We start from the raw sequence: 21,286 nt of genomic DNA, 5'->3' as shown, positions 1-21,286 counted from the left end.
GGGCCCATGGCACGGGTACGTCCTCCCGGACAGGGCGGTCTTGAGCCAAGGAGGAAGCCGGCTATGTACGCAACGATGCGGCGATACGAGGGAGTAACCGATTCCGCCGAGGCCGCGCGCCGGGTGAGCGAGGGATTCGTGCCGCTCATCCGCCCGATCCCCGGGTTCGTGTCCTACTTCTGGGTTGACGCCGGGGACGGGGTGATGGTGTCCACCACCGTCTTCGAAGATCGGGCCGGAGCCGAAGAATCGACCAGAAAGGCCGCGGACTTCGTGCGGGAGAGCCTCGCCTCCTTGTTTCCGAACCCTCCGCAGGTCACGGTCGGCGAGGTCGTGGCGTCCGGGTAGCGCGTGCCTTCGGGTTCGTGACGTCTTGCCGTCGCTCGTCCCGAAGGGAGACCTTAAGAGATCCGTAAGGTCGGTCCGCGAGGCTACAGGTACATCAGAGCGACGGGCCGGACGGCCCCGCCCCTTCCCTGGAGGACCGCCATGAGGACGATTGCCGCAAGCCTGTTCATCTCGCTCGACGGGGTCATCGACGAGCCTGCGCAGTGGCACTTCCCGTACTTCAACGACGAGATGGGCGCCGCCGTGACGGCGCAGATGGCCGACACCCTGCTCCTGGGGCGCAAGACGTACGACAGCTTCGCCGGAGCGTGGCCGGAGCGGGAGGCCGAGGGCGGCGAGGACGCCGGCTTCGCCAAGACGCTCGGCGACGCGCGGAAGATCGTCGTGTCGCGCCAGCCCCTGGAGTTCACCTGGCGCAACTCCGAGCTGCTCCAGGGCGACCTGGTCGAGGCCGTGACCGCGTTGAAGAAGGAGCAGGGCGGCCGCATCGCCGTGAGCGGCTCGGTCTCGGTGGTCCGCCAGCTGCTGGCCGCCGGGCTGCTGGACGAACTGCACCTGCTGGTGCACCCGATCGCCGTCCGCAAGGGCGAGCGGCTGTTCGACGAGGGGGAGAGCTCCATCCCCCTGGAGCTGATCAAGTCCGAGACGTTCACGACGGGCGTGCTGTACCTGGTCTACCGGCCTGCCGGCGCCGGCGACGACGCCTCCTACGACGACGCCAAGACCCACCTGTCCCAGAGCGAGCAGTAGGCTCGGCGGCCCTCGGCGAGGCGGGCGGGGCAGCCCAGGCGGAGCCGCCTGTCCGACGGGCGGGCGGCGCTACGTCAGGAGGGGCAGGTCGAGCAGGACGGGCCGGCCGTCACGACCACGCCGGCGTCCGCCTGCTCCACCGCCGTCACCGCGCAGTTCGAGCAGCTCCTGGGTGTGCGGCTGGATGGCGCCGCCCTTGGTCTGCCCGATCCGGTGCGCCGTCGCGCCTTTCGCGGGCGCGGGTTCGACCGGGTGGCCGGTCAGTGTGAGGTGCCGCCGGCGCGTACCGGCTGCTGGTAGTTGCTCAGGAGGGTGAAGTGCTCCCTCGACTCCGCCGGGATCGGGCCGAGCTCCACCGGCGCGGAGGGGGAGACCAGGCTGGCGCGGTAGAGCTTGGCCGTGGCGGGATCGCCGTTCTCGTCGGCCGCGATGATCAGGGAGCGGCGGTCCCGGGAGACGGCCACCGTGATGATCGACGACTCGGTCGCCGGGGCGATCTCGTTCTTCACCTTCACCTCGGTGTGCTGCACGTAGTCGACGTCGTCCCGGGCGAGCGCGGCGTTGACCCGCGCGGTGTAGAAGTCGTTGCTCCCGCCCGCGCACAGCAGTTCGGCGGCGCCGATCCAGGCGAGCGGGTCGCAGTTGCGCAGGGCGCCGTCGTCGCGCACGACGATCTCCATGCCGAACGGCAACTGGAGCGGGGCGTCCCCGTAGCGGTCGACGGTGTTCCCGAGGATGGACAGCTCGGCCCCCTGGACCACGTTGATCCCCACGGCCACCCGGCCGGGGTCGGCCGCGAACCTCCCGGAGGGATGGACGGTGCCCGGGCACATCACGGCCACCGATCCCACAACGCGGTAGAAGGTGTCCTCCTCGCTGTTGCTGAAACAGGCCAGGCTGAGCTTGCGCGGGGTCAGCCGGCCGTCCGGGTCCGCCGAGAAGTACTGCTGGGAGTCGCGCAGGAACCACAACGACCCGTCGGGCCCGAACCCGGGATGCTTGTCGGAGAACGTCTCCTTGACGTACCCCGTCTTGTTCGACCTGGCGGTGAGGTCCACGAACGTCCCGGTGCCGAGGTCGAGCCAGCCGACGTGCGTCGGGTCGCCGCTGGAGGGGAAGTCCACCTGGACGGCGACCCGGCGGCCGTCCGGCGAGACCGGGCTGACGCCGGGATCTCCCTCCTCGCCGCACGGGCTGCCGACGACGGCCTTCTCCCCGCCCGCCTTCGCGGCGATCTCGGTCAGCAGCGGCGCCAGCGTCACGCTGGAGAAACTCGCGACCCGGGTACGGAAGGCGTCGTCGTAGGCCGTGGCCCGCCACTCGCCGTCGTTCCACGAGCAGGCGACCGGCCCTTGGGCGGCGAGCACGGCCGGCAGGCTCTTCGCCGCCTCGGCCAGCGCCGCCTTCCTGGTGTCCGGGGTGACGGAGGCGCGCGGGCTCGGCTGCGGCACGGCGACGGGGCCGGAGAGCGCCGAACAGCCGGTGGCCGCCAGGAGGACCGCGATCGCCGCCGCCGATCGGCGGCCTCTACGGGGACTCATCCAAGATCTCCTTCACGCCTTCGGTGATGATCCATAAAAGAGTGAATACCATTAACCATGTGTCGCCCCTTCACTGCAAGTGGCCGTGGCAGGCGAGACCGGAGAAGATGGTCGGGTGACAGCGTTGACGCGACGGGAACGACTGCGGGCCGAGCTCGAACGTGACGCCAGGGCGGTCGCCCGCAGGATCGCGGCGGAGGAGGGCATCGAGGGGCTCACCCTCGCCGCCGTGGCCCGCGGCGTCGGCGTGACGCCCCCGGCCCTCTACCGCTACTTCAGCGGCCGGGCGGGCCTCGTCCGCGCCATCTACGACGACATCACCGCGGAGTTCATCGACACCGTGGCCCGGGCCGTGGGGCGCCAGGACCCTGACGACGTCAGCGCCCAGCTGCACGCGGGCACCCAGGCCGTGCTCGACTGGTCGCTGGCCAACAAGGTCGAGTTCGACCTGCTCATGGGCGCCGGCTTCGCCAAGATCGCCGAGTCGGAGGAGGGCATCCCGGTGGTCATCGCGCGCGAGCTGGGCGGCCTGTTCGGGCAGCTGTTCGCCCGGCTGTGGGACGAGGGGCGGCTGGTCTGCCCGGCGGACGAGGAGATCGACCCCGCCCTGGCGTCACAGCTGCGCACCTACCGCTCGGAGGTCGGGCTGGCGTTTCCCATCGGGGTCGTGTTCCTCATGGTCGTCTGCTGGCGGCAGATCTACGGGCTGGTCTGCATGGCCGTCTACGGGCACCACAAATTCGCCTTCGACGACCCGCAGCCGCTGTTCGAGCACATGATCGACGACCTGCTCGGCCTCCTCGGGCTCAAGCGGAGCCCCGGCCTCCGGCGGGGCTAGCGGAAACGGGGGCCGAGCAGCTGCTCGCGCAGCGCGTTGAGCTGGTGGGAATGCTCGACGGATCGCGGCTCGTCGAGCGAGTCGAGCGCCAGCAGCAGCGCGTCGGCCACGAGGATGCCGGCCAGCGGCTCGCCGGTGATGCCGGTGGGGGTGTGCGGCGCGGCCAGCACCGCGTCGACGCGCTCGGCGAACTCGCCGCCGAGCTCGTCGGAGATCAGCACGATGCCCGCGCCCACCGCGTGGGCCCGCTCGATCAGCACGGTGATCTCCTTGAGCCGGCGGCCGGGCTGGAAGATGACGAGCACCTCGCCGTGGGCCAGCGCCAGCAGGTCGTCGGCGAGCGCGAAGCCGGTCGCCGAGGTGGCGCGGGCGCGGTGGCCCCGGCGGCCCAGCTTGAGCGCCAGGTGGCGGGCGGCCGGGTCGGACGCGCCGGCGCCGTAGACGAGCACTCCCGGCGCGTTGACCAGCAGCTCGACGGCCTTCTTGTACGCCTCGGGGTCGAGCAGGCGGCGGCAGTGGTCGATGCGTTCGCGGGCCTCGTCGAAGACCCGCTCCCAGATGGCCGACAGGTCCTGGCCCACGTGGCCGATGCGCCGCTTGAGCCGGACGTCGGGCGCCACGGACGAGGTGAACTCGGCCGCCAGCGCCCGCTTGAGCCCGGGCAGGCCGCCGAAGCCCAGCCGCTGCATGGTGCGCACCACGGTGGCGTTGCTGGTGCCGGTCGCGCTGCCCAGCTCCTGGGCGCTGGCGAAGAGGATCTGCTCGGGCGAGGCCGAGATCAGATAGTGGCACACGGCCCGCTCGGCCGGTGACAGCTCGTCCCACAGCTGCCTGACCATGGCCCTGAGCTGCTCGATTGGGCTGTGTGTATTTTCCATTACGACTCTTGACTCCCGTGTAGCGCTCATTACTCTTTCTTGGAAACGACCGCTACAGACTTGCCGCCCCTTGAAATGAACGTTACAGGACGCCGGCCGGTCCAAGGAGCACCATTGAGCCTCACATCCCTGCCCCTCGTCGAGATCTCCGGCGCCCCGCGCGAGCGCGGCCGCCAGTACGGCGAGCAGGCCCGCGAGCGGGTGCACCGCGCGCTGGCCTACTACGCCGAGGCGTTCGCGCACTCCAGCGGCCTGTCATGGGAGCAGGTCGTGGCGCGCGCGGCACGCTGGGTCGAGCCCAGCAAGGAGTTCGCGCCGGAGCTGGTCGAGGAGATGGAGGGCATCGCCGAGGGCGCCGGCGTCGGCTTCCTCGACGTCCTGGCGCTCAACGCCCGCGGCGAGATCATCTACGACACCACCTTCGGCTCCATGGAGCCCGACGGGTGCACGTCGTTCGCGCTGATGCCGGAGGCCTCCGGCGACGGCCACGTCTACGCCGGCCAGAACTGGGACTGGCGCGACGGCGTCTCCGACACGGTCATGGTGCTGAGGGTGGTGCAGCCGGGCCGGCCGACGGTCATCATGCACGTGGAGGCGGGGCAGGTCGGGCGGCAGGGGGCCAACTCGGCGGGCATCGCGCTCAACGCCAACGGGCTCGGGGGTCGCTTCGACGACTCGGTGGGCGTGCCGCAGACGCTGATCAGGCGCAAGGTGCTCGACAGCGGCAACCTCAACACCGCGCTGGAGGCGCTGACCAAGTCGCGGGCCCACATCGCCAGCAACGCGCTGGTCACCCATCGCGACGGGTTCGCCATCGACCTGGAGACCACGCCCGGCGCGATCGGCTGGATGTACCCGACTAACGGGCTGCTCGTGCACGGCAACCACTACCAGGCGTTCGTGCCGCCGCAACTGGCCGCGACCTACCGGCCCGGCTCGGCCGACTCGCTGTTCCGGGTGCCCAGGGCCGAGGGCGGGCTGCGTACCGTGGCCGAGGCGTCCGGCACCGACGAGGCCCGCAAGCGCATCAGGCTGGCCATGTCCGACCACCTGGGCTACCCCGAGTCCCTCTGCACCCACCCCGACGAGACCCAGCCCGCCGTCAAACGGTGGGCGACCCTGCTGTCGAGCTGCGTCGACCTCACCACGGGCGACTACCTGATCGCGGCCGGCACGCCCTGTGACCACGAGTACGAGCGCGTGCCCTGGAACCTCTACGACGGACCGCATGGAGAAGTGACCCCGTGAAGAAGACATTCGCCCTGCTCGGGCTCGCCGCCCTCACCGCGGCCTGCGGCGGACCGGCCGCCACCACCAAGGCGCCCGACCCGGCCACGCTCACGCTGGTCGACCGCACGCCGAAGGCGGCAGGCCCGCTCGACAACGCCGTCTGGCTGCTCAGCCAGGAGCCCGGCACCCTCGACCTCGACCTCGACGGCGGCACCGACAACCGCACGGTCATGGCCAACGTCTGCGAGCGCCTCATGCAGACCCAGCCCGACATGACGGTCAAACCGTGGCTGGCCGAGAAGGCCGGGCAACCCGACCCCAAGACCATGGTCCTCACGCTGCGCCAGGACGCCACCTTCCACGACGGCTCGCCGGTCACCGCCGACGACGTCGTGTGGAGCCTCGAACGGCACTCGGGCGAGGGCAAGGACGAGTCCGACGAGTTCGAGGACGTGCAGTCGGTCACCAAGACCGGCGACCACGAGGTCACGATCGCGTTCAAGCGGCCCAACGCGCTGTTCGTGCAGGCTCTCGCGGGCGGCGCGGGCATCGTGCTGAACAAGAAGGTCGTGGACGAGCTCGGCAAGGACTTCGGCACGCCCGGGCACGAGGACGCCTGCGGCGGGCCCTACCGGCTCAAGGAGTGGAAGTCCGGCAGCCAGTTGACGATCGAGCGCTATGACGCGTACTGGAACAAGGACGTCAAGCCGCTCACCAAGACCGTCACCTTCCAGTGGGCCGAGGACACGGCGCTGGTCAACAGCCTGGTCACGGGGGCGGCGCAGGGGGCGTACCTGTCGGACACCGGGCCCGCGGTCGCGCTGCAGAGCAACCAGGCGGTGAGCGTGGCCTACGGCGCGACCACGCGCGTGTACGTGCTGCTGCCGACCGACCGCGGCGTGATGAAGGACGCGCGGATCCGGCGGGCGCTGTCGCTGGCGGTGGACCGGGCGGGCATCGCCAAGTCCGGGTTCGCGGGGCTGGCCAGGCCGTGGAAGGTGCCGGTCGGGGCGGGGGCGTGGTCCTACCGGAAGGAAGAGTTCCAGGCGGCCTACGACGAGCTGCAGGGGGCGCCGGAGTCGCCGCAGCTGGAGGAGGCAAAGAAGCTCGTGCAGGAGGCCGGGGCGCCGAAGGAGCCGATCATCGTGGCGACCAACGGCGAGCAGTCCCGTACGGTGATCGCCAACGCGGTGGTCGACGCGGCCAAGAAGATCGGGCTGACCGCGCAGATCAAGACCGTCCCGGCCTCGGAGTTCGGCAGCTTCTACACCGACAAGTCGCTGCGCGCGCAGGTCGACCTGGTGCCCGACGACTGGTACATCACCAAGTCCGACCCGATCGGCTTCTACGACAACGGCCTGACCGGCTCGTCGAACAACTGGGTCAAGTTCAGCTCGCCCGAGTACGACGCGCTCGTCGCCAAGGCGCTGAGCGCCACCGACGACGCGGCCCGCGCCAAGGACGTCATCGAGCTGCAGCGCCGCTTCACCGCCGACATGGTGTGGATCTCGCTGGTCGAGGTGCCCAACGCGGTCGTGCTCGGCAGCAAGGTGACCGGGCCCCCGGCCTCGCAGGTGAACATGGGCTACCCGTGGGCCGCCGACCTCGGGGCCAAGGGCTGACCCCATGGTGCGCAAGCTGGCCGGGCTGCTCGTCACGCTGCTCGCCACCTCGTTCGTGATCTTCGGTGCGTCCTACGCGGCGCCCGGCGACCCGGTCACGTTCCTGGCGGGCGGCAAGGAGAACCTCACGCCCGAATACCTGGCCGCCATCCGGGCCCAGTACCACCTCGACGACCCGTTCCTGGTGCAGTACGCACGGTGGCTCGGCGACGCGGTGACCGGCGATCTCGGGCGGTCGACCCAGTACAACGACCAGGTCTTCGACCTGCTGATGGCACGGCTGCCGAGCACCCTCGGGCTGGTCGCGTACGCCGCGGTGCTGTTCGTGGTGTTCGGGGTCGCGCTCGGGGTGCTGGCGGCGGTGCGCGGCGGGCGCACCGACTCGGCGGTGGTGGCGGGCACGACGTTCGCCACCTCGGTGCCGTCCTTCGTGGTGGCCACGGTGCTGATCTCGCTGTTCGGCGTGCAGCTCGGCTGGTTCCCCGTCATGGGCGGCGGGTCGTTGTGGCACCTGACGCTGCCCGCCGTGACCCTGGCGCTCGGCGCGCTGGCCATCATCAGCCGGGTGACCCGGCAGTCCATGGTGGAGCAGCGCGAGCTCGACCACGTGACCGTGGCCCGCGCGTCCGGGCTGTCCGAGCGGCTGATCGTGGTCAGACACGTGCTCAGGGGCGCGCTGGGGCCGATCGTGACCATGTGCGGGCTGGTCACGGCGGGCATGCTGGCCGGCACGGTGACCGTGGAGACCGCGTTCGGGCTCAACGGCGTCGGCTCGCTGCTGGTCAACGCGATCAACACGCACGACTTCCCGGTGACCCAGGCGGTGATGTTGCTCATGGTGGCCGCGTACATCCTCGTGACCACGCTCGTCGATCTCGCCCAGCCGCTGATCGACCCCAGGGTGCGGAGGCGCGCATGACCACGATGGTCGCCACTCTCTCGCCGAAGGCCGCCCGGCCGCTCGGCTACCGGCTGGCCGGCGCCTTCCTGGTGCTGGTCGTGGTGGCGGCGGTGTTCGCGCCGCTGGTGGCCCCGTACGAGCCGGACGCGGTCGACTTCGCCGCCACGCTCGCGCCGATGTCGCCCGAGCACCTGCTCGGCGCCGACCAGTCGGGCCGCGACCTGCTCACCAGGGTCCTGTACGGCGCCCGCACCTCCCTGATCGGCCCACTGGCGCTGCTGGCCATCGCCTCCGTGCTCGGCGTCGCGCTCGGCACGCTGGCCGCCTGGCACCGCGGCTGGGTGGACGCCGTCGTGTCCAGGCTGACCGACGTCATGTACGCCTTCCCCGGGCTGCTGTTCGTGGTCCTGGTCGTCGCGGTGTTCGGCAACGGGATGACCACGGCCGTGGTCGCGCTCGGGCTGGCGTACACGCCGACGATCGCCCGCTACACCAGGAGCGTGGCGCTGGGCGAGTGCGGCAAGCCGTACATCGACGCCTATCGGGTCCAGGGCATGGGCGGGTTCGCGATCTGCGTGCGGCACCTGGTGCCCAACATGGCGCGCTCGATCGTGGGCTACCTCGTCGTGCTGTTCGGCGAGGGGCTGATGAGCCTGGCCACGCTGAGCTTCCTCGGGTTCGGGGCGCAGCCGCCGTCGTCCGACTGGGGGCTCATGGTCAAGGAAGGGCAACCGGCGATCGTGCAGGGCGCGTTCCTGCCGGTGCTGGTGCCGGGCGCGGCCATCGCGCTGGTGGTCGTGTCGTTCAACGTGATCGGCGTACGCCTGGCCGATCGCATGGGCGTGAGGGGGACCTGATGCTGCTCTCCGTGGAAGGGCTGACGATCGAGGCGGGCGGCCGGCGGCCGATCCTGCGCGAGGTGTCGCTGGCCGTCGGCAAGGGCGAGATCGTGGGCCTGGTCGGCGAGTCGGGCTCGGGCAAGTCCACGCTGGCCCGGGCGGTGCTGCGGCTGCTGCCCGCCGGGGCGGCGGTCTCCGGCAGGGTGCTGGTCTCGGGCGAGGACGTGCTCGCGATGGACCCGGGCGCGCTCAGGAACGTGCGGGCCTCGAAGGTGTCGATGATCTACCAGGACCCGCGCTCCTCGCTCAACCCGGTCCGCCGGGTCGGCGACTTCCTGACCGAGCGCATGGTGCACACGCTGGGCCGCTCCAAGGCCGAGGCCCGCACCCGGGCGCTGGAGCTGCTGGCCGCCGTCGGCCTGCGCGATCCCGAGCTGCGCCTGCGGCAATATCCGCACGAGCTGTCCGGCGGCATGCTGCAACGGGTGGTCGTCGCCGCGGCGCTGGCCGCCGACCCGGTGCTGCTGCTGGCCGACGAGGCGACGAGCGCGCTCGACGTCACCACCCAGGCCGAGACGCTCGCCCTGCTGCGCGAGGTCCAGGCGGAGCGGGAGCTCGGCATGCTGTTCATCACGCACGACCTGCACCTCGCGGCGTCCTTCTGCGACCGGGTGCACGTGCTGTACGCGGGCACGGTGGTCGAGTCGCGACCGGCCAAGGAGCTGTTCGCGGACCCGCGGCACCCCTACACGGCCGGGTTGCTGGCCTGCACCCCGGAGCTGGACGATCCACGTCCCCTCCGGCCCATCCCCGGCCGCCCGCCCTCGCTGGACGACACGTTCGCCGGCTGCCCGTTCGCGCCGCGGTGCCCGCGGGCCGAGGACGCCTGCGAGGAGTGGTCGCCGCGACCCGTGACCGTGTCCGGCGGCTCCGCCGCCTGCCGCCTGGTGGAGGCGTGATGCTCGGCGTACATGATCTGTGCAAGTCCTTCCACGGCTCGGTGGCCGCCGACCAGGTGTCCTTCGAGCTGCCGCGGGGCGGCTCGCTGGGCCTGGTCGGGGAGTCCGGATCGGGGAAGACGACGATCGCGCGCATGCTCGTCGGCCTCGTCACCCCCGACTCCGGCACGATCACCGTGGACGGTCGGGCGCGTTCGGCCAGGGAACGCGGCCGGGCGGCGCGGCTCCGGCGGGCCCGCGAGATCCAGATGGTGTTCCAGGACCCCTATCTGTCGCTCGACCCGCGGCTCACCGCCGCCGAATGCCTGCACGTGGCGCTCCGGCTGCACGGCGGGGACCGCTCGCGCGTCCCCGACCTGCTCGACCAGGTCGGGCTGGGCACTCGCGAGGCCGGAGCCCGGCCGCACCAGCTCAGCGGCGGGCAGCGGCAGCGCCTGGCCATCGCCAGGGCGCTGGCCGTGGAGCCGTCGGTGCTCGTGCTCGACGAGGCGGTGGCCGCCCTGGACGTCTCCATCCAGGCGCAGATCCTCGAACTGCTCAGCCGGGTGCGTGCCGACTCCGGCGTCGCGCTGCTGTTCGTCAGCCATGACCTGGCCGTCGTTCGCCACCTGTGCGAGGACACGCTGGTGCTGCACAGAGGGGTGGTCGTCGAACGGGGGCCGGTGGCGCGGGTGCTGGCCGAGCCCGAGCACCCCTACACCAGGCTGCTGCTCGACTCGGTGCCCAGGGCACGCTAGTCGATGACCGCCGTGACCTCCGCCTCGATGAGGATGCCGGGCTCGAAGAGGACGTCGACGCCGATCAGCGCGGCCGGCGGCGTGGCGAGATCGAACTCGCGGGCCGCCTGTTCGATGCCCGCGTTGAAGGCGTCGTACATCTCCCTCTTCCAGCCCGCGGCGTACCAGGTGAAGCGGACGACGTCGTGGAACGTCGCGCCCGCCGCGTCGAGCGCCTTGGCGACATTGCGGTAGACCTGGGCGACCTGTCCGGCGAGGTCGCCCGGTGCCACGAGGTCGCCGTTCTCGTCCCAGGCGACCTGCCCCGCGATGTGGACCTGCCTGCTGCCCGTCGCCACGGCGACGTGGTGGTAGACCGGTACCCGGACATGCCCTTCAGGGTTGATGAGCGAAACAGCCATGAGATCTCCTTGTTGGTCTTTCGTCTGAGTATGTGCTCTCTTGCGGTTACTCAGAAACCATAGGAGAGTGGTCGCTGACGTGGAAGAACGCACTTTTCAGTGACTGGGGAACCTCATGGTGACCAAGCAGTTCATAGGCTCGTCCGACGAAGCGGATCTGAGGCGCGCGGACTCCCTGGCTCGGGAGATCTTCTCGGATGTCGCCAACAAGTGGGCGTTGCTGATCATCGAGGCCCTCGGTGAGCGCACCCTGCGCTTCAGCGAGCTCCGGGACGAGGTCGAGGGCATCAGCCACAAGATGCTCACCCAGAACCTGCGCATGCTGGAGCGCAACGGCCTGGCCGAGCGGAAGGTGCATCCCACCGTGCCGCCGCGGGTCGAGTACACCCTCACCGAGCCGGGCCAGGCCCTGCGCGCGACGGTCGACCTGATCTGCGGTTGGACCCACCAGTACTTCGGTCACATTGAGTCCTCCCGCCACCGCTTCGACTCCTGACGGCGATCGCGGGCGATGTTCAGAACGTGGGTGCCTCGTTCAGGGCTGGTCGTAGTGGCCCGCGGCGATGTCCTCCAGGAGGGTGGGGCCGGTGGGCCGCCAGCCGAGCAGGTCGCGCGTGATCTTGCTCGTGGTAGGGAAGTCGGCGGCCAGGAACCCGCCGATGAACGGGATCTCGTCGGCGACCTGCTCCGCCGGGGCGGACTTCGCCGGCACGCCGAGGCGGTCGGCGAGCGCTTCGGCGATCCCCCGTACGGGCACGCCCTCTTCGGCGGCGGCGTGCAGGATCGAGCCGGCGGGGGCGTTCTCGAGCCCGAGCCGGACCAGGCGGGCGGCGTCGGAGCGGTGGACGGCGGGCCAGCGGTTGAGCCCCTCGCCGGGGTAGACGGAGGCGCCGCGGCGCCGGGCGGCCTGGGCGATGATGGAGATGAAGCCGTGGTCGTCTTCGCCGTGGACGGTCGGGGCGAAGCGGACGGGCATGACGCGTACGCCGCGGTCGGCGTAGGTCAGGGCGAGGTTCTCGGCGCCGCCGCGCGGTGAGTCGGGGCCGACGGCGGGATTGGGGTCCCGCTCCGTCGACGCGCGTCCGAGGCCGGGCAGAGCGAGGCCGGACGCGAGCGCGAACGGCCGGTCGGACCCGGCGAGCGTGTCGGCGATGGCCTGGACCGAGGTCCGCTCGGCGTGGTTGGAGACCTCGATGTGGACCCAGTCGTGCTTGTTCGCCAGGTGGACGACGCCGTCGGCCGCGTCGGCGCCCTGGCGGATCTGGTCGAGGTCGTCGAGGTCGCCGCGGCGGACGTTCGCCCCGAGGCCCTTGACGACGGATGCCGACGCCTCGGAGCGGGCCAGGCCGGTCACCTCGTGACCTGCGGCGATGAGCTCGGCGACGACGGCGCGGCCGATGAATCCGGACGCGCCGGTGACGAAGACGTGCATGGTGGGCTCGCTTCCCATTGTGATGTCAGAGACTGACATCAGTCAGCATAGCCCTGATGTCAGGCTATGTCATCACCTTGGTTCCGGCTACGATCCGCACATGGCACGTTGGGAACCTGGAGCGTCGGATCGGCTGCAGCGGGCGGCGATGGAGCTGTTCGCCGAGGACGGTTTCGAGGCGACGACCGTCGCCGGGATCGCCGGGCGGGCCGGGGTGACCGAGCGGACGTTCTTCCGGCATTTCGCGGACAAGCGCGAGGTGCTGTTCGCCGGCGAGGAGCGGTTGGAGGCCGTCTTCGTGGACGCGATCGCCGACGCCCCGCCGGACGCGGCCGTGGCCGGCCTGCTCGTCGCCGCGCTCGATGCCGGGGGCCGGGTCCTCCAGGACGCACGGGGCCGGGAGTTCGCCCGCGTGCGGAACGGGATCATCACGGCGAACGAGCAGTTGCTGGAGCGCGAGCTGCTCAAGCTGGCCAAGCTCTCCCACGCCGTGACCGCCGCGCTCGTCGCACGCGGCGTCGGCCAGATGGACGCCGGCCTGGCCGGTGAGCTGGGCGTCCTGGTGTTCAAGACGGCCTTCACCCGGTGGATCGCGCCCGATGAGACCCGCGATCTGCTCGAACTGCAACGCGAAGGTCTCGCCGCCATCGGCGACCTGACCCGTGCCGGGACCGCGTGAGCCGATTGATCTCCGCTCAGGACGGCGAAGCGGGCGAGACCGGTGGACGACCGTGTTTGACCTCAAGCGCTTGAGGTGTGTTTCGCTGGCCGTATGGCAGCTTTGACCATCCATGAGGTGTCCCGGCGCAGCGGGCTGAGCGAGCCGACCCTGCGCTACTACGAGGAGGTCGGGCTGGTCGGCCCGATCGACCGTGACGGGAGCAGCGGGCACCGGCGCTACGGCGACGCGGATCTGCACGTGATCGAGACGCTGGCCTGTCTTCGCGCGGTCGGCGTGAGCATCGAGGACATGCGTACCTACCTGGTCAACCGCACCCGCGGGCGGGTGGCGGCGGCCGAACAGCGCGATCTGCTGCTGCGTCACGCGGAACGCGTCGAGGCCGAGATCGCCGCCCAGCGTGCCCGGCTGGCCTATCTGCGGGAGAAGGCGGGGTTGTGGGACGCCCGCGACCGCGGCGACACGGCCGCGGAGGCCGAGGCGACGCGGCGGTCCATCGAGGCGGCCGGTCGCTTGGGGGTGCTGTGATGAGCGAGGTCCTGGTCACCGGCGGGTCCGGCTACGTGGGGACGCGGTTGATCGCCGCACTGCTGCGGGCCGGGAGAGCGGTGCGCGCCACGGTGCGCTCGACGGCTCAGGAGGCCGATCTGCGCGCGGCGGTGCGCCGCGGCGAGGCCGACGACGCCGGCCTGCGGGTCGTCGTCGCCGACCTGATGGCCGACGACGGCTGGACCGCCGCGGTGGCCGGGTGCGAGGAGGTTCATCACGTCGCCTCGCCCATCCCGGTCACCCAGCCCGAGAACCCCGACGAGCTGATCGTCCCCGCCAGAGAGGGCACGCTGCGGGTGCTGTGTGCCGCGCGTGACGCGGGCGCCCGGCGCGTCGTGCTCACCTCGTCCTTCGCCGCGGTCGGATACACCCCCAAACCGGGCGCCGAGTTCACCGAGGACGACTGGACCGACCCCGACACGCCGGGCCTGGCGCCATACCCGCGTTCCAAGGCGATCGCCGAGCGCGCCGCATGGGACCTGATGACGCGCGACGGCGGCGACACCGAACTCGTCGTGGTCAACCCGACGGCCATCTTCGGCCCGGCCCTCACGGCCGACCTGCGCTCCTCGACGCAGCTGATCAAGGCCATGCTGGACGGGACGATGAGCGTCGCGCCCCGTCAGCGCTTCGGCGTCGTCGACGTACGCGACGTGGCCGACCTGCACCTCCGCGCCATGGCGGAGCCCAAGGCCGCGGGCAAGCGCTTCCTGGCCGTCGCCGACGGCCCGACGCTGAGCTTCCTGGAGGTGGCCGAGATCCTGCGCCGACGGCTCGGCCCGGCGGGCGCACGCGTACCCACGCAGGAGGCGCCGGGGGAGGACCCGCCCCGGCCGATCATCCACAACGACCGGGCTCGCGGCGAGCTCGGCTGGCGTCCGCGGCCCGCCGAGACGACGATCGTGCAGACGGCCGGGAGCCTGCGCGACCTCGGTCTGGTGGACGCGGAACGTTGAACCAACCCGCGCGGCGCTGGTCCCAGGCCCGGCTTCACCAGTACGGACTGCCGGCGTCCAGACGGTCGAACAGGGAGCCGAGATCATCGTCCGCATGGCCCAGGTCGGCCCCGACGGCCCCACGGGGGGCTACTTCGACGTTTGCCCTGGTAAGCGCGATATCACTGATACTCACAGCGATATGACGCCGGCAGTATCATTGCCCGCATGCCTGGGAGAACAAGGGCGGTCGACTCCTCCGGCTCCGTGGCGGAGGGAGCGGCCGGCGGGCGGGAGCTGACCCGTCGGCGGGTGATCGAGGCCGCGGCCGACCTCCTGACGCGGGAGGGGCGCGACGCGGTCACCACCCGCGCGGTCGCGGCCGCGGCCGGGGTGCAGCCCCCCGCGATCTACCGGCACTTCGACGACATGGACGGGCTGCTGGACGCGGTGGCCGAGCACGGCTACGCCAGGTTCCTCGCGGCCAAACGCGCCGTCCCCGCCCCTGACGACCCGGTCGAGGATCTGCGCGCGGGCTGGGACCTCGCCGTCGAATTCGGGCTCGCCAACCCCGCCCTCTACGCGATGATGTACGGCGAGCCCCGGCGCGGCACGGACTCGGCCGCGTTCAGGACGGGCATGGAGATCCTCCTCGGGCGCATCCGCCGCCTCGCCGCCGCGGGCAGGCTACGCGTCGACGAACCGCTCGCCGCCGCCCTCATCCACGCCACGGCCCGCGGTGCCGTGCTCACCTGGCTGTCGCTGCCCGAGGACCGGCGCGACCCGGCCCTGCTGAGCACCATGCGCGAGTCCATGGTCACCGCCGTCACCACCGACAGGCCCGCCGTACAGGACCCGGGCCCCGCCGGCGCCGCCCGAGCACTCCGCGCCGCACTGCCCCAGCAGACCACGCTGAGCGAGGCGGAGCAGCACCTCCTCGGCGAGTGGCTCGACCGCCTCGCCGCGTCGTAGCGGTTGGATCAGGTGCCGGGCAGTTGCTTACGCAGGACGGTGCTCAGCGGGGTGGGCTCGTGTCCCAGCAGGGTGGCCAGGGTCGGATCGACGGCGGCGAACTCGCCGGCCCGGCTCGCGACGAAGACGTCGAGCAGCTGGTCCGCGTACGCGGCAGGGACGCCGTGGTCCATCAGCTGCCGCCGGAACCGGTCGTCGGGCGCGACGGTCCTGGTGATGGTGCGGCCGGTCACGTCGCCGGCGATGCGGGCGACGTCGTCGAAGGTGAGCGCCTGGGCCGCGGTGAGCGGGGCGGTGGGGCCGTCGAAGCGGCCCTCGTCGGCCAGGACGACGGCGGCCGCCTCGGCGAGATCCTCGTGGCAGGTCCAGCTGACCGGCCCGTCCGCGGGGAGCGCGATCTGGTCGGACCGCATGGCCCGGCTGAGGAACTGCACGGCGCTGGCGGCGTAGAAGCCGTTGCGCAGTGAGGTGAACGGCACGCCGCACGCTCGCAGTGCCTCCTCGGTCGCGGCGTGGTCGCGGCAGGCCTGGAAGCGCGAGGAGGCGCCGGCGCCCATGTGGCTGGTGTAGACGACGCGGCGGGCGCCCGCCGCGACGGCCGCGCCGATCGCGAGACGGTGCGGCCGTACGGCCTCTTCGCCCAGCTTGTCGATCGAGACGATCAGCACCTGGGTGGCGTCCTCGAAGGCGTGGGCGAGGCCGCCGGGGTCGGTGAAGTCGCCGTGCCGCACCCGAACCCCCTGGTCGGCGAACACCCGAGCCTTGTCGGGGTCGCGGACGCTGAGACCGATCCGGCCCGCCGGGACGCGGGTCAGCAGCCGCTCGACGATCTGGCGTCCGAGCTGTCCGGTGGCGCCGGTCACGATGATCATGTCGCACTCCAGTGGTCCGTTCCGATGGAAACGCGAAGAGCGTATCACTGGTATTAGCGCTGGAATCGATATACTGGTATCGATGATATCGACGTCTACGCCTGGTGTGCGGCGCTGCTCGTGACGGCGAGGGGGCCCAGGAGCCGGTCACCAGCGGTCGAGCGAGCCGATCAGCAAGCTGGCACCGATCCCGGTGAAGAACAGGATGAACACGATCTCCACGGCGAGACCGGCCCCCATGTCCAGGCCGTAGGCCAAGGCATCCGTCACCAGGCCCACCGGCAGGAAACTCATGAACATCCAGGCGAACGTCCGGAAGGCGAGCATGAAGAACCCGTCCCACCAGCCGAACAGCAGCCCCCACAGCAGCACCCCGAGGCCGAAGTAGGCCAGGTACAGCCAGCCGTTGAGCGTCGCGCCCGACTCCGGCAGGAACCACTGCGCGTCACCCATCACCTCCACGCCGACGACCTCCCCGCGCCAGAGCCGCAGCGTGGCCGGCTGTCCCTCCTTGGCCTTGGTGTAGAAGCTCGACGACACGTCGCGGGCCTGCCGGGACCCGTTGGCCCGCTGCCAGGTGACCTCGTAGTGGGTGGTCGTGGTGGTGTCCGAGTGCGTCTGGCCGCTGGCGTCGGTGTACGTCGTCGTCGAGGTCGTGGTGTAGGTGCGCCGGCCGGCGATGGAGCCCGCCTCGCTGCCGAAACAGTCGCCGACGCTCCGGTCGCACGCCACGGTCTCGCGGAACTCCCGGGTCTGCCGATACGGGCCGGCGGCGCCGACGAGCGCCGCCGCGAGCACACCCAGACCGAGCGCGACCACGATCCACCGCCCGAGGGAACGCCTGGGCCACGATACGCGTTGCGGCAATCGGTGGAATCGGGGAAGCCTCATACCCCATCCCTACCTTTGCATGGTCGTCTTTATGCTCGCTCATTGCTCGTGGGACCCCAGGACGGCTCAGCCCGCGGTGACCTTGGCGTAGTGGAACACCTCAGGTGGGAGCGGGTGGTCCAGGCGCCACACGAAGCGGACGGGCCGCTCGCCCTCGTGGGGCCCGCATAGGTGTACGGCGGAGCGCCCAGCCCTTCGTCACGTTTGGACCGCCTGATCAGGAGATGCGTCCGCCAGGTAGCGGCGGGCGAGGCGGCCTCGGGCACCAGGTCGCCGATGAGGCCGGTGACCCGGTTGACGATCTCCACCTGCCGCGCCAGCCGTACGGCGTCGTTACACTGGCCGACCGTGGACTGGATCGAGCGGGTCGCCGAGATCCGGCGCTGGACCAGGGGCGGCGAGCGCGCACCGCACAAGCCGCTTCTCCTCCTGTACGCCCTGGGCCGTTTCCAGCGGCACGGCAACCGGCCCATCCCGTTCAGCGCCGCCGAGGCCGAGCTGAAGAAACTGCTCAAGGAATACGGCCCGCCCCGCGACACCAGCCCCGGCTACCCGTTCCACCATCTGACGAACGACGGCCTCTGGCTGGTCGACACCCGCCACGGCCCGGGCAGCCCGGGTCCGGAACTGGGCCGCCTGCGCGACAGCCAGGCCACCGGCCGCCTCCATCCCGACCTGGCCCGCGCGCTGTCGGAGGAGCCCGGCCTGCTGAGCCGGATCGCCCGCTACCTCCTGGACGCCAACTTCGCCCCGTCCCTGCACCCGGACCTGTGCCTGCTGACCGGCCTCGACCTGGAGACGCTCGAAACCGCTGGCGAGATCAAAAAGGTCGTACGCCGTGATCCGGGCTTTCGTGACCGGGTGCTCATGGCGTACGAGTACTGCTGCGCGTTCTGCTCCTACGACGGCTGGCTGGACGGCATGGCGGTGGGCCTGGACGCGGCACACGTGCGCTGGTGGGCCTTCGACGGGCCCGACGACGTGGCGAACGGCCTGTGCCTGTGCGCGATCCACCACAAACTGTTCGACAAGGGCGTCCTCGGACTGACCACGGAGCACACCATCGCCGTCTCGGCCAGGTTCGTGGGCCGGTCGCAGGCGTCCCGCGACATGGTGCTCTCCCTGACCGGCCGGCCCGCCCGAAATCCCCAGCCCGGCCTGGACGCGGTCGAACGGGAACACATCAGCTGGCACAGCCGCCAGGTCTTCCGCACACCCGCCCGCGCCTGAGACCGCCCGCGCGCTGCGGGAGCGAGCACGGTCCGGAGCCGGGCGTCACCGATGCGGCGCAGCGCGGCGAGCATCGCGTCCTGCATGACGTCGTCCACGTCGGGACCGGGACCTCTTCCACCATGCCCGCCATCATCGCGTCCTCGCCGGAACGCCGGCCACCGGCGGGCCGACCAGGTGGCGCACCTTCCACAACAGGCTCAGCCGTGCGCCACGTAGCCGCCGTCGACGGGCAGGGTGACTCCGGTGATGTAGCTGGCCCGCGGGGAGGCGAGGAAGAGGATCGCCTCGGCGACCTCCTCGGGGCGGCCGAGGCGGCCGAGCGGGTTGCCCGTACGGCCCCACTCCTCGAACTTCTCCTCGCCGAGGGCCTTCACCACGTTGTCGGTCCTGGTGTTGCCGGGGGCGACGGAGTTGACCCGGACTCCGAGACCGCCGAACTCGGCGGCCCAGGAGCGGGTGAGGGCGTCGAGAGCGGCCTTCGTCGCCCCGTAGGCGGCGGCGTCCGGGATGCCCTGGAGGGCGGCGATCGAGCTGACGTTGACGATGCTGCCGGACCCCTTGGCCCCCATCGCCGGCGCGATGGCGGCGGTCAGGAAGAACGGCCCCCGTACGTTGGTGTCGAACACCTGCATGAACGACTTCAGATCCTGCTTCGGCGTCGGCATGAAGGGGTAGACGCCCGCGTTGTTGACCAGGATGTCGACGTCACCGGCCGCGTCGGCGAGCCGCCGCAGCGCGTCCAGGTCGCCGAGATCCGTGGGGACGGCGCGGGCCCCGCCACCGGCGGCCTCGATCTCCGCGACCGTCTCGGCGAGGTGGCCGGCATCGCGACCGGCGACGATGACGAAGGCGCCCTCACGGGCGAGCAGCAGCGCGGTCGCCCGGCCGATGCCCGAACCGCCGCCGGTCACCAGCGCGGTCTGGTCCTGAAGCTCCATGGCTTCGGTCATCGCCGGCGCCGGACCCGAATAACCCCTCTAACCAGCAAGAATACACTCGGCCTCCGAGGGCCCGCCGGCAGGCGGAACACAGCATCCGGCGTGCTGACACACTGAGACGAGGGAGGCGGAGAGAACGTGGTGGCACTCATGCTGATCCTCGTGGTCGGCGCCACGGTCGTGTCGGCGCTGGCCAGGCGGATGGGCGTGCCACCGCCGATCGCGCTGGTGATCGCCGGGCTGCTGGCCAGCCTGGTGCCCGGCCTGCCCGGCTACCAGCTGGATCCGGAGCTGGTGCTGTTCGGGTTCCTGCCGCCGCTGCTGTACGCCGAGGCGCTCGACACGAGCCTGCGGGACCTGCGGGCCAACCTGCGCTCGATCACGCTGCTGTCGGTCGGCCTGGTGCTGGCCAGCACGATCGCGGTCGGCTACCTGGCGCACGCGCTCGTGCCCGGGTTGCCGCTGGCGGCCGGGTTCGTGCTCGGCGCGATCGTCGCGCCGCCGGACGCGCTCGCGGCGGCCGCGATCGCGAACCGGGTGGGGCTGCCCCGCCGGGTGGTCACCGTCCTGGAGGGCGAGAGCCTGCTCAACGACGCCACCGCCCTGGTGGCGTACCGGATCGCGATCGCCGCCGTGGCCACCGGCCTCTTCTCCTACGGCGCGGCGGTGCTCGGGTTCCTGCTGGTCAGCGTGATCGGGGTCGGGTTCGGGCTGGCGGTGGGGTTCCTCGTCGTGCACGTGCGACGCCGGATCGAGGACCCGCTGACGGAGAACACCGTGTCGCTGGTCACCCCGTTCGCGGCCTACCTGGGCGCGGAGACGCTGCACGGCTCGGGGGTGCTCGCTGTGGTGGTGACCGGGCTGGTCGTGGCGCGGGCGGCGCCGCTGATCGTGTCCAGCACCACGCGGCTGCAGGGCCAGGCGGTCTGGGAGATGATCGCGTACCTGCTGCAGAGCGTCGTCTTCGCGCTCATCGGACTGCAACTGCGGCAGATCCTGGAGGGGCTGCACGGCTACTCCGCCGCCGAACTCGCGCTGTACGCGGGCGCGGTGACCCTCACGCTGATCGTCGTACGGGTCGCGTGGGTGTTCCCGACCGTGTACCTGCCGCGGCTGCTCTTCCCGCGCATTCGCGCCCGTGATCCGTATCCGCCGTGGCAGGCGGCCGCCATCGTGTCCTGGGCGGGGCTGCGCGGCGTGGTGTCGCTGGCCGCCGCGTTCGCCATCCCGCTGACCGCGGGCGGAGCGCCGTTCCCTGAACGCAACCTGATCCTGTTCCTGACCTTCGCGGTGATCGTGGTGACGCTGGTGCTGCAGGGACTGACCTTGCCGTGGGTCAGCCGCCGCCTGCGCATCGCGGGCATGGACGACGACCTGCCCGCGCTGGAGCAGGCGAGCGCGGAGCACACCACGGCCAGGCTGGCCCTGATGCGCCTGGACCAGATCGTGGCCGAGGGCGCGCTGCCCGGCGACGTGGAGCTGCGCCTGCGCAGGGACCTGGAGGAGCGGGCCCGCAAGGCGCACGCCCTGCTGGGGCCCGGCGCGGACGACGAGCACCTGCCTGAGCTGGTCGAAGGGGCCGTGACCGCCGCGGCGACCTACGCCGAGGCACGCAGGGAGCTGCTGCGGGTGGAGCGCGAGGAGGCGGTGCGCATGTGGCGGCGCGGTGAGATCGGCGACGCCGCTCACCAGGCCCTGCAGCGCAGGCTCGACCTGGAGGAGCAGCAGATCCTCTGAGGTC

At 71.4% G+C, this 21,286-nt stretch carries 23 protein-coding genes; 16 read left to right on the top strand and 7 right to left on the bottom strand.

Annotated features, from left to right (window positions below; genetic code table 11):
- Positions 1-63 precede the first annotated feature (63 nt).
- Together ABZS69_RS19725 and ABZS69_RS19720 are read left to right on the top strand one after the other, a co-directional pair.
- Positions 64-348 carry a hypothetical protein gene (locus ABZS69_RS19725; RefSeq protein ID WP_355374065.1) on the top strand — a complete coding sequence of 95 codons (285 nt, stop codon included), beginning with the start codon at positions 64-66 and terminating at the stop codon, positions 346-348.
- A gap of 141 nt (positions 349-489) precedes the next feature.
- Complete coding sequence (locus ABZS69_RS19720) at positions 490-1,098, top strand: dihydrofolate reductase family protein (RefSeq protein WP_355374063.1); 609 nt, start codon at positions 490-492, stop codon at positions 1,096-1,098.
- 260 nt (positions 1,099-1,358) lie between these two features.
- Here ABZS69_RS19720 and ABZS69_RS19715 read toward each other — a convergent pair whose 3' ends face one another.
- Positions 1,359-2,639 carry a hypothetical protein gene (locus tag ABZS69_RS19715; protein ID WP_355374061.1) on the bottom strand — a complete coding sequence of 427 codons (1,281 nt, stop codon included), beginning with the start codon at positions 2,637-2,639 and terminating at the stop codon, positions 1,359-1,361.
- A 115-nt stretch (positions 2,640-2,754) separates the two neighbouring features.
- Between ABZS69_RS19715 and ABZS69_RS19710 the strand changes: the two genes are divergently transcribed.
- Complete coding sequence (locus ABZS69_RS19710) at positions 2,755-3,477, top strand: TetR/AcrR family transcriptional regulator (protein ID WP_355374058.1); 723 nt, start codon at positions 2,755-2,757, stop codon at positions 3,475-3,477.
- Here the strand turns inward: ABZS69_RS19710 and ABZS69_RS19705 are convergent.
- On the bottom strand, positions 3,474-4,316 hold the full coding sequence (locus ABZS69_RS19705; RefSeq protein WP_355374056.1) for a MurR/RpiR family transcriptional regulator: 843 nt from the start codon (positions 4,314-4,316) through the stop codon (positions 3,474-3,476). The genes ABZS69_RS19710 and ABZS69_RS19705 overlap by 4 nt on opposite strands.
- A 153-nt stretch (positions 4,317-4,469) precedes the next feature.
- Between ABZS69_RS19705 and ABZS69_RS19700 the strand changes: the two genes are divergently transcribed.
- The 6 genes from ABZS69_RS19700 to ABZS69_RS19675 are packed head-to-tail and all read left to right on the top strand — an operon-like array spanning position 4,470 to position 10,643.
- Entirely contained in the window at positions 4,470-5,603 is a 1,134-nt protein-coding gene (locus tag ABZS69_RS19700) for a C45 family peptidase (protein WP_355374053.1), read from the top strand.
- Entirely contained in the window at positions 5,600-7,207 is a 1,608-nt protein-coding gene (locus ABZS69_RS19695; RefSeq protein ID WP_355374051.1) for an ABC transporter substrate-binding protein, read from the top strand. Before ABZS69_RS19700 ends, ABZS69_RS19695 begins: the two co-directional genes overlap by 4 nt.
- A gap of 4 nt (positions 7,208-7,211) precedes the next feature.
- On the top strand, positions 7,212-8,126 hold the full coding sequence (locus ABZS69_RS19690; RefSeq protein ID WP_355374048.1) for an ABC transporter permease: 915 nt from the start codon (positions 7,212-7,214) through the stop codon (positions 8,124-8,126).
- Positions 8,123-8,965: an ABC transporter permease gene (locus ABZS69_RS19685; RefSeq protein ID WP_355374046.1), complete on the top strand. Its 843-nt coding sequence runs from the start codon at positions 8,123-8,125 to the stop codon at positions 8,963-8,965. The genes ABZS69_RS19690 and ABZS69_RS19685 overlap by 4 nt, the downstream gene beginning before the upstream one ends.
- Positions 8,965-9,906, top strand: coding sequence for an ABC transporter ATP-binding protein (locus tag ABZS69_RS19680; RefSeq protein WP_355374044.1), 942 nt, complete (start codon positions 8,965-8,967; stop codon positions 9,904-9,906). Before ABZS69_RS19685 ends, ABZS69_RS19680 begins: the two co-directional genes overlap by 1 nt.
- Entirely contained in the window at positions 9,906-10,643 is a 738-nt protein-coding gene (locus tag ABZS69_RS19675; protein ID WP_355374041.1) for an ATP-binding cassette domain-containing protein, read from the top strand. The genes ABZS69_RS19680 and ABZS69_RS19675 overlap by 1 nt, the downstream gene beginning before the upstream one ends.
- On the opposite strand, the gene ABZS69_RS19670 is transcribed toward ABZS69_RS19675, so the two are convergent.
- A complete protein-coding gene (locus ABZS69_RS19670; RefSeq protein WP_355374038.1) occupies positions 10,640-11,044 on the bottom strand; it encodes a RidA family protein in 405 nt (134 codons plus the stop codon). The genes ABZS69_RS19675 and ABZS69_RS19670 overlap by 4 nt on opposite strands.
- A gap of 115 nt (positions 11,045-11,159) precedes the next feature.
- Between ABZS69_RS19670 and ABZS69_RS19665 the strand changes: the two genes are divergently transcribed.
- Positions 11,160-11,540, top strand: a complete 381-nt coding sequence (locus ABZS69_RS19665) for a helix-turn-helix domain-containing protein (protein ID WP_355374035.1) — start codon at positions 11,160-11,162, stop codon at positions 11,538-11,540.
- 39 nt (positions 11,541-11,579) lie between these two features.
- Here ABZS69_RS19665 and ABZS69_RS19660 read toward each other — a convergent pair whose 3' ends face one another.
- Positions 11,580-12,476, bottom strand: coding sequence for an SDR family oxidoreductase (locus ABZS69_RS19660; RefSeq protein WP_355374032.1), 897 nt, complete (start codon positions 12,474-12,476; stop codon positions 11,580-11,582).
- A gap of 100 nt (positions 12,477-12,576) precedes the next feature.
- Between ABZS69_RS19660 and ABZS69_RS19655 the strand changes: the two genes are divergently transcribed.
- From ABZS69_RS19655 to ABZS69_RS19640, 4 genes are all read left to right on the top strand, one after another.
- Positions 12,577-13,155, top strand: a complete 579-nt coding sequence (locus ABZS69_RS19655) for a helix-turn-helix domain-containing protein (protein ID WP_355374029.1) — start codon at positions 12,577-12,579, stop codon at positions 13,153-13,155.
- A gap of 93 nt (positions 13,156-13,248) precedes the next feature.
- On the top strand, positions 13,249-13,683 hold the full coding sequence (locus ABZS69_RS19650; protein WP_355374026.1) for a MerR family transcriptional regulator: 435 nt from the start codon (positions 13,249-13,251) through the stop codon (positions 13,681-13,683).
- On the top strand, positions 13,683-14,660 hold the full coding sequence (locus tag ABZS69_RS19645) for an NAD-dependent epimerase/dehydratase family protein (protein WP_355374024.1): 978 nt from the start codon (positions 13,683-13,685) through the stop codon (positions 14,658-14,660). Before ABZS69_RS19650 ends, ABZS69_RS19645 begins: the two co-directional genes overlap by 1 nt.
- 207 nt (positions 14,661-14,867) lie before the next feature.
- Positions 14,868-15,611, top strand: a complete 744-nt coding sequence (locus ABZS69_RS19640) for a TetR/AcrR family transcriptional regulator (RefSeq protein WP_355374021.1) — start codon at positions 14,868-14,870, stop codon at positions 15,609-15,611.
- Between the two features lie 8 nt (positions 15,612-15,619).
- Here ABZS69_RS19640 and ABZS69_RS19635 read toward each other — a convergent pair whose 3' ends face one another.
- A complete protein-coding gene (locus ABZS69_RS19635) occupies positions 15,620-16,483 on the bottom strand; it encodes an NAD(P)H-binding protein (RefSeq protein WP_355374018.1) in 864 nt (287 codons plus the stop codon).
- Positions 16,484-16,630: 147 nt separating this feature from the next.
- Positions 16,631-17,374 carry a hypothetical protein gene (locus ABZS69_RS19630; RefSeq protein WP_355374015.1) on the bottom strand — a complete coding sequence of 248 codons (744 nt, stop codon included), beginning with the start codon at positions 17,372-17,374 and terminating at the stop codon, positions 16,631-16,633.
- A gap of 348 nt (positions 17,375-17,722) precedes the next feature.
- Here ABZS69_RS19630 and ABZS69_RS19625 point away from each other — a divergent pair, with 348 nt between their 5' ends.
- Positions 17,723-18,604, top strand: coding sequence for a phosphorothioated DNA-binding restriction endonuclease (locus ABZS69_RS19625; RefSeq protein WP_355374012.1), 882 nt, complete (start codon positions 17,723-17,725; stop codon positions 18,602-18,604).
- Positions 18,605-18,804: 200 nt separating this feature from the next.
- Here the strand turns inward: ABZS69_RS19625 and ABZS69_RS19620 are convergent, their stop codons facing one another.
- Positions 18,805-19,545 carry an SDR family oxidoreductase gene (locus tag ABZS69_RS19620; protein WP_355374010.1) on the bottom strand — a complete coding sequence of 247 codons (741 nt, stop codon included), beginning with the start codon at positions 19,543-19,545 and terminating at the stop codon, positions 18,805-18,807.
- Positions 19,546-19,695: 150 nt separating this feature from the next.
- On the opposite strand from ABZS69_RS19620, the gene ABZS69_RS19615 reads away from it, so the two are divergent.
- Positions 19,696-21,282, top strand: a complete 1,587-nt coding sequence (locus tag ABZS69_RS19615) for a Na+/H+ antiporter (RefSeq protein WP_355374007.1) — start codon at positions 19,696-19,698, stop codon at positions 21,280-21,282.
- Positions 21,283-21,286 lie beyond the last annotated feature (4 nt).

This window comes from Nonomuraea sp. NPDC005650 (assembly GCF_040605375.1).
In the GTDB taxonomy this organism is placed as follows: domain Bacteria; phylum Actinomycetota; class Actinomycetes; order Streptosporangiales; family Streptosporangiaceae; genus Nonomuraea.
This window is presented reverse-complemented; position numbering and strand designations above follow the sequence as displayed.

What these genes read in the sequence shown, in the direction of transcription:
- ABZS69_RS19725 (WP_355374065.1), top strand. Translation starts at nt 64, where the DNA reads ATGTACGCAACGATGCGGCGATACGAGGGAGTAACCGATTCCGCCGAG.
- ABZS69_RS19720 (WP_355374063.1), top strand. Translation starts at nt 490, where the DNA reads ATGAGGACGATTGCCGCAAGCCTGTTCATCTCGCTCGACGGGGTCATC.
- ABZS69_RS19715 (WP_355374061.1), bottom strand. Translation starts at nt 2,639, where the DNA reads ATGAGTCCCCGTAGAGGCCGCCGATCGGCGGCGGCGATCGCGGTCCTC.
- ABZS69_RS19705 (WP_355374056.1), bottom strand. Translation starts at nt 4,316, where the DNA reads ATGGTCAGGCAGCTGTGGGACGAGCTGTCACCGGCCGAGCGGGCCGTG.
- ABZS69_RS19690 (WP_355374048.1), top strand. Translation starts at nt 7,212, where the DNA reads ATGGTGCGCAAGCTGGCCGGGCTGCTCGTCACGCTGCTCGCCACCTCG.
- ABZS69_RS19685 (WP_355374046.1), top strand. Translation starts at nt 8,123, where the DNA reads ATGACCACGATGGTCGCCACTCTCTCGCCGAAGGCCGCCCGGCCGCTC.
- ABZS69_RS19680 (WP_355374044.1), top strand. Translation starts at nt 8,965, where the DNA reads ATGCTGCTCTCCGTGGAAGGGCTGACGATCGAGGCGGGCGGCCGGCGG.
- ABZS69_RS19675 (WP_355374041.1), top strand. Translation starts at nt 9,906, where the DNA reads ATGCTCGGCGTACATGATCTGTGCAAGTCCTTCCACGGCTCGGTGGCC.
- ABZS69_RS19670 (WP_355374038.1), bottom strand. Translation starts at nt 11,044, where the DNA reads ATGGCTGTTTCGCTCATCAACCCTGAAGGGCATGTCCGGGTACCGGTC.
- ABZS69_RS19665 (WP_355374035.1), top strand. Translation starts at nt 11,160, where the DNA reads ATGGTGACCAAGCAGTTCATAGGCTCGTCCGACGAAGCGGATCTGAGG.
- ABZS69_RS19660 (WP_355374032.1), bottom strand. Translation starts at nt 12,476, where the DNA reads ATGCACGTCTTCGTCACCGGCGCGTCCGGATTCATCGGCCGCGCCGTC.
- ABZS69_RS19655 (WP_355374029.1), top strand. Translation starts at nt 12,577, where the DNA reads ATGGCACGTTGGGAACCTGGAGCGTCGGATCGGCTGCAGCGGGCGGCG.
- ABZS69_RS19650 (WP_355374026.1), top strand. Translation starts at nt 13,249, where the DNA reads ATGGCAGCTTTGACCATCCATGAGGTGTCCCGGCGCAGCGGGCTGAGC.
- ABZS69_RS19645 (WP_355374024.1), top strand. Translation starts at nt 13,683, where the DNA reads ATGAGCGAGGTCCTGGTCACCGGCGGGTCCGGCTACGTGGGGACGCGG.
- ABZS69_RS19640 (WP_355374021.1), top strand. Translation starts at nt 14,868, where the DNA reads ATGCCTGGGAGAACAAGGGCGGTCGACTCCTCCGGCTCCGTGGCGGAG.
- ABZS69_RS19635 (WP_355374018.1), bottom strand. Translation starts at nt 16,483, where the DNA reads ATGATCATCGTGACCGGCGCCACCGGACAGCTCGGACGCCAGATCGTC.
- ABZS69_RS19630 (WP_355374015.1), bottom strand. Translation starts at nt 17,374, where the DNA reads ATGAGGCTTCCCCGATTCCACCGATTGCCGCAACGCGTATCGTGGCCC.
- ABZS69_RS19620 (WP_355374010.1), bottom strand. Translation starts at nt 19,545, where the DNA reads ATGGAGCTTCAGGACCAGACCGCGCTGGTGACCGGCGGCGGTTCGGGC.
- ABZS69_RS19615 (WP_355374007.1), top strand. Translation starts at nt 19,696, where the DNA reads ATGCTGATCCTCGTGGTCGGCGCCACGGTCGTGTCGGCGCTGGCCAGG.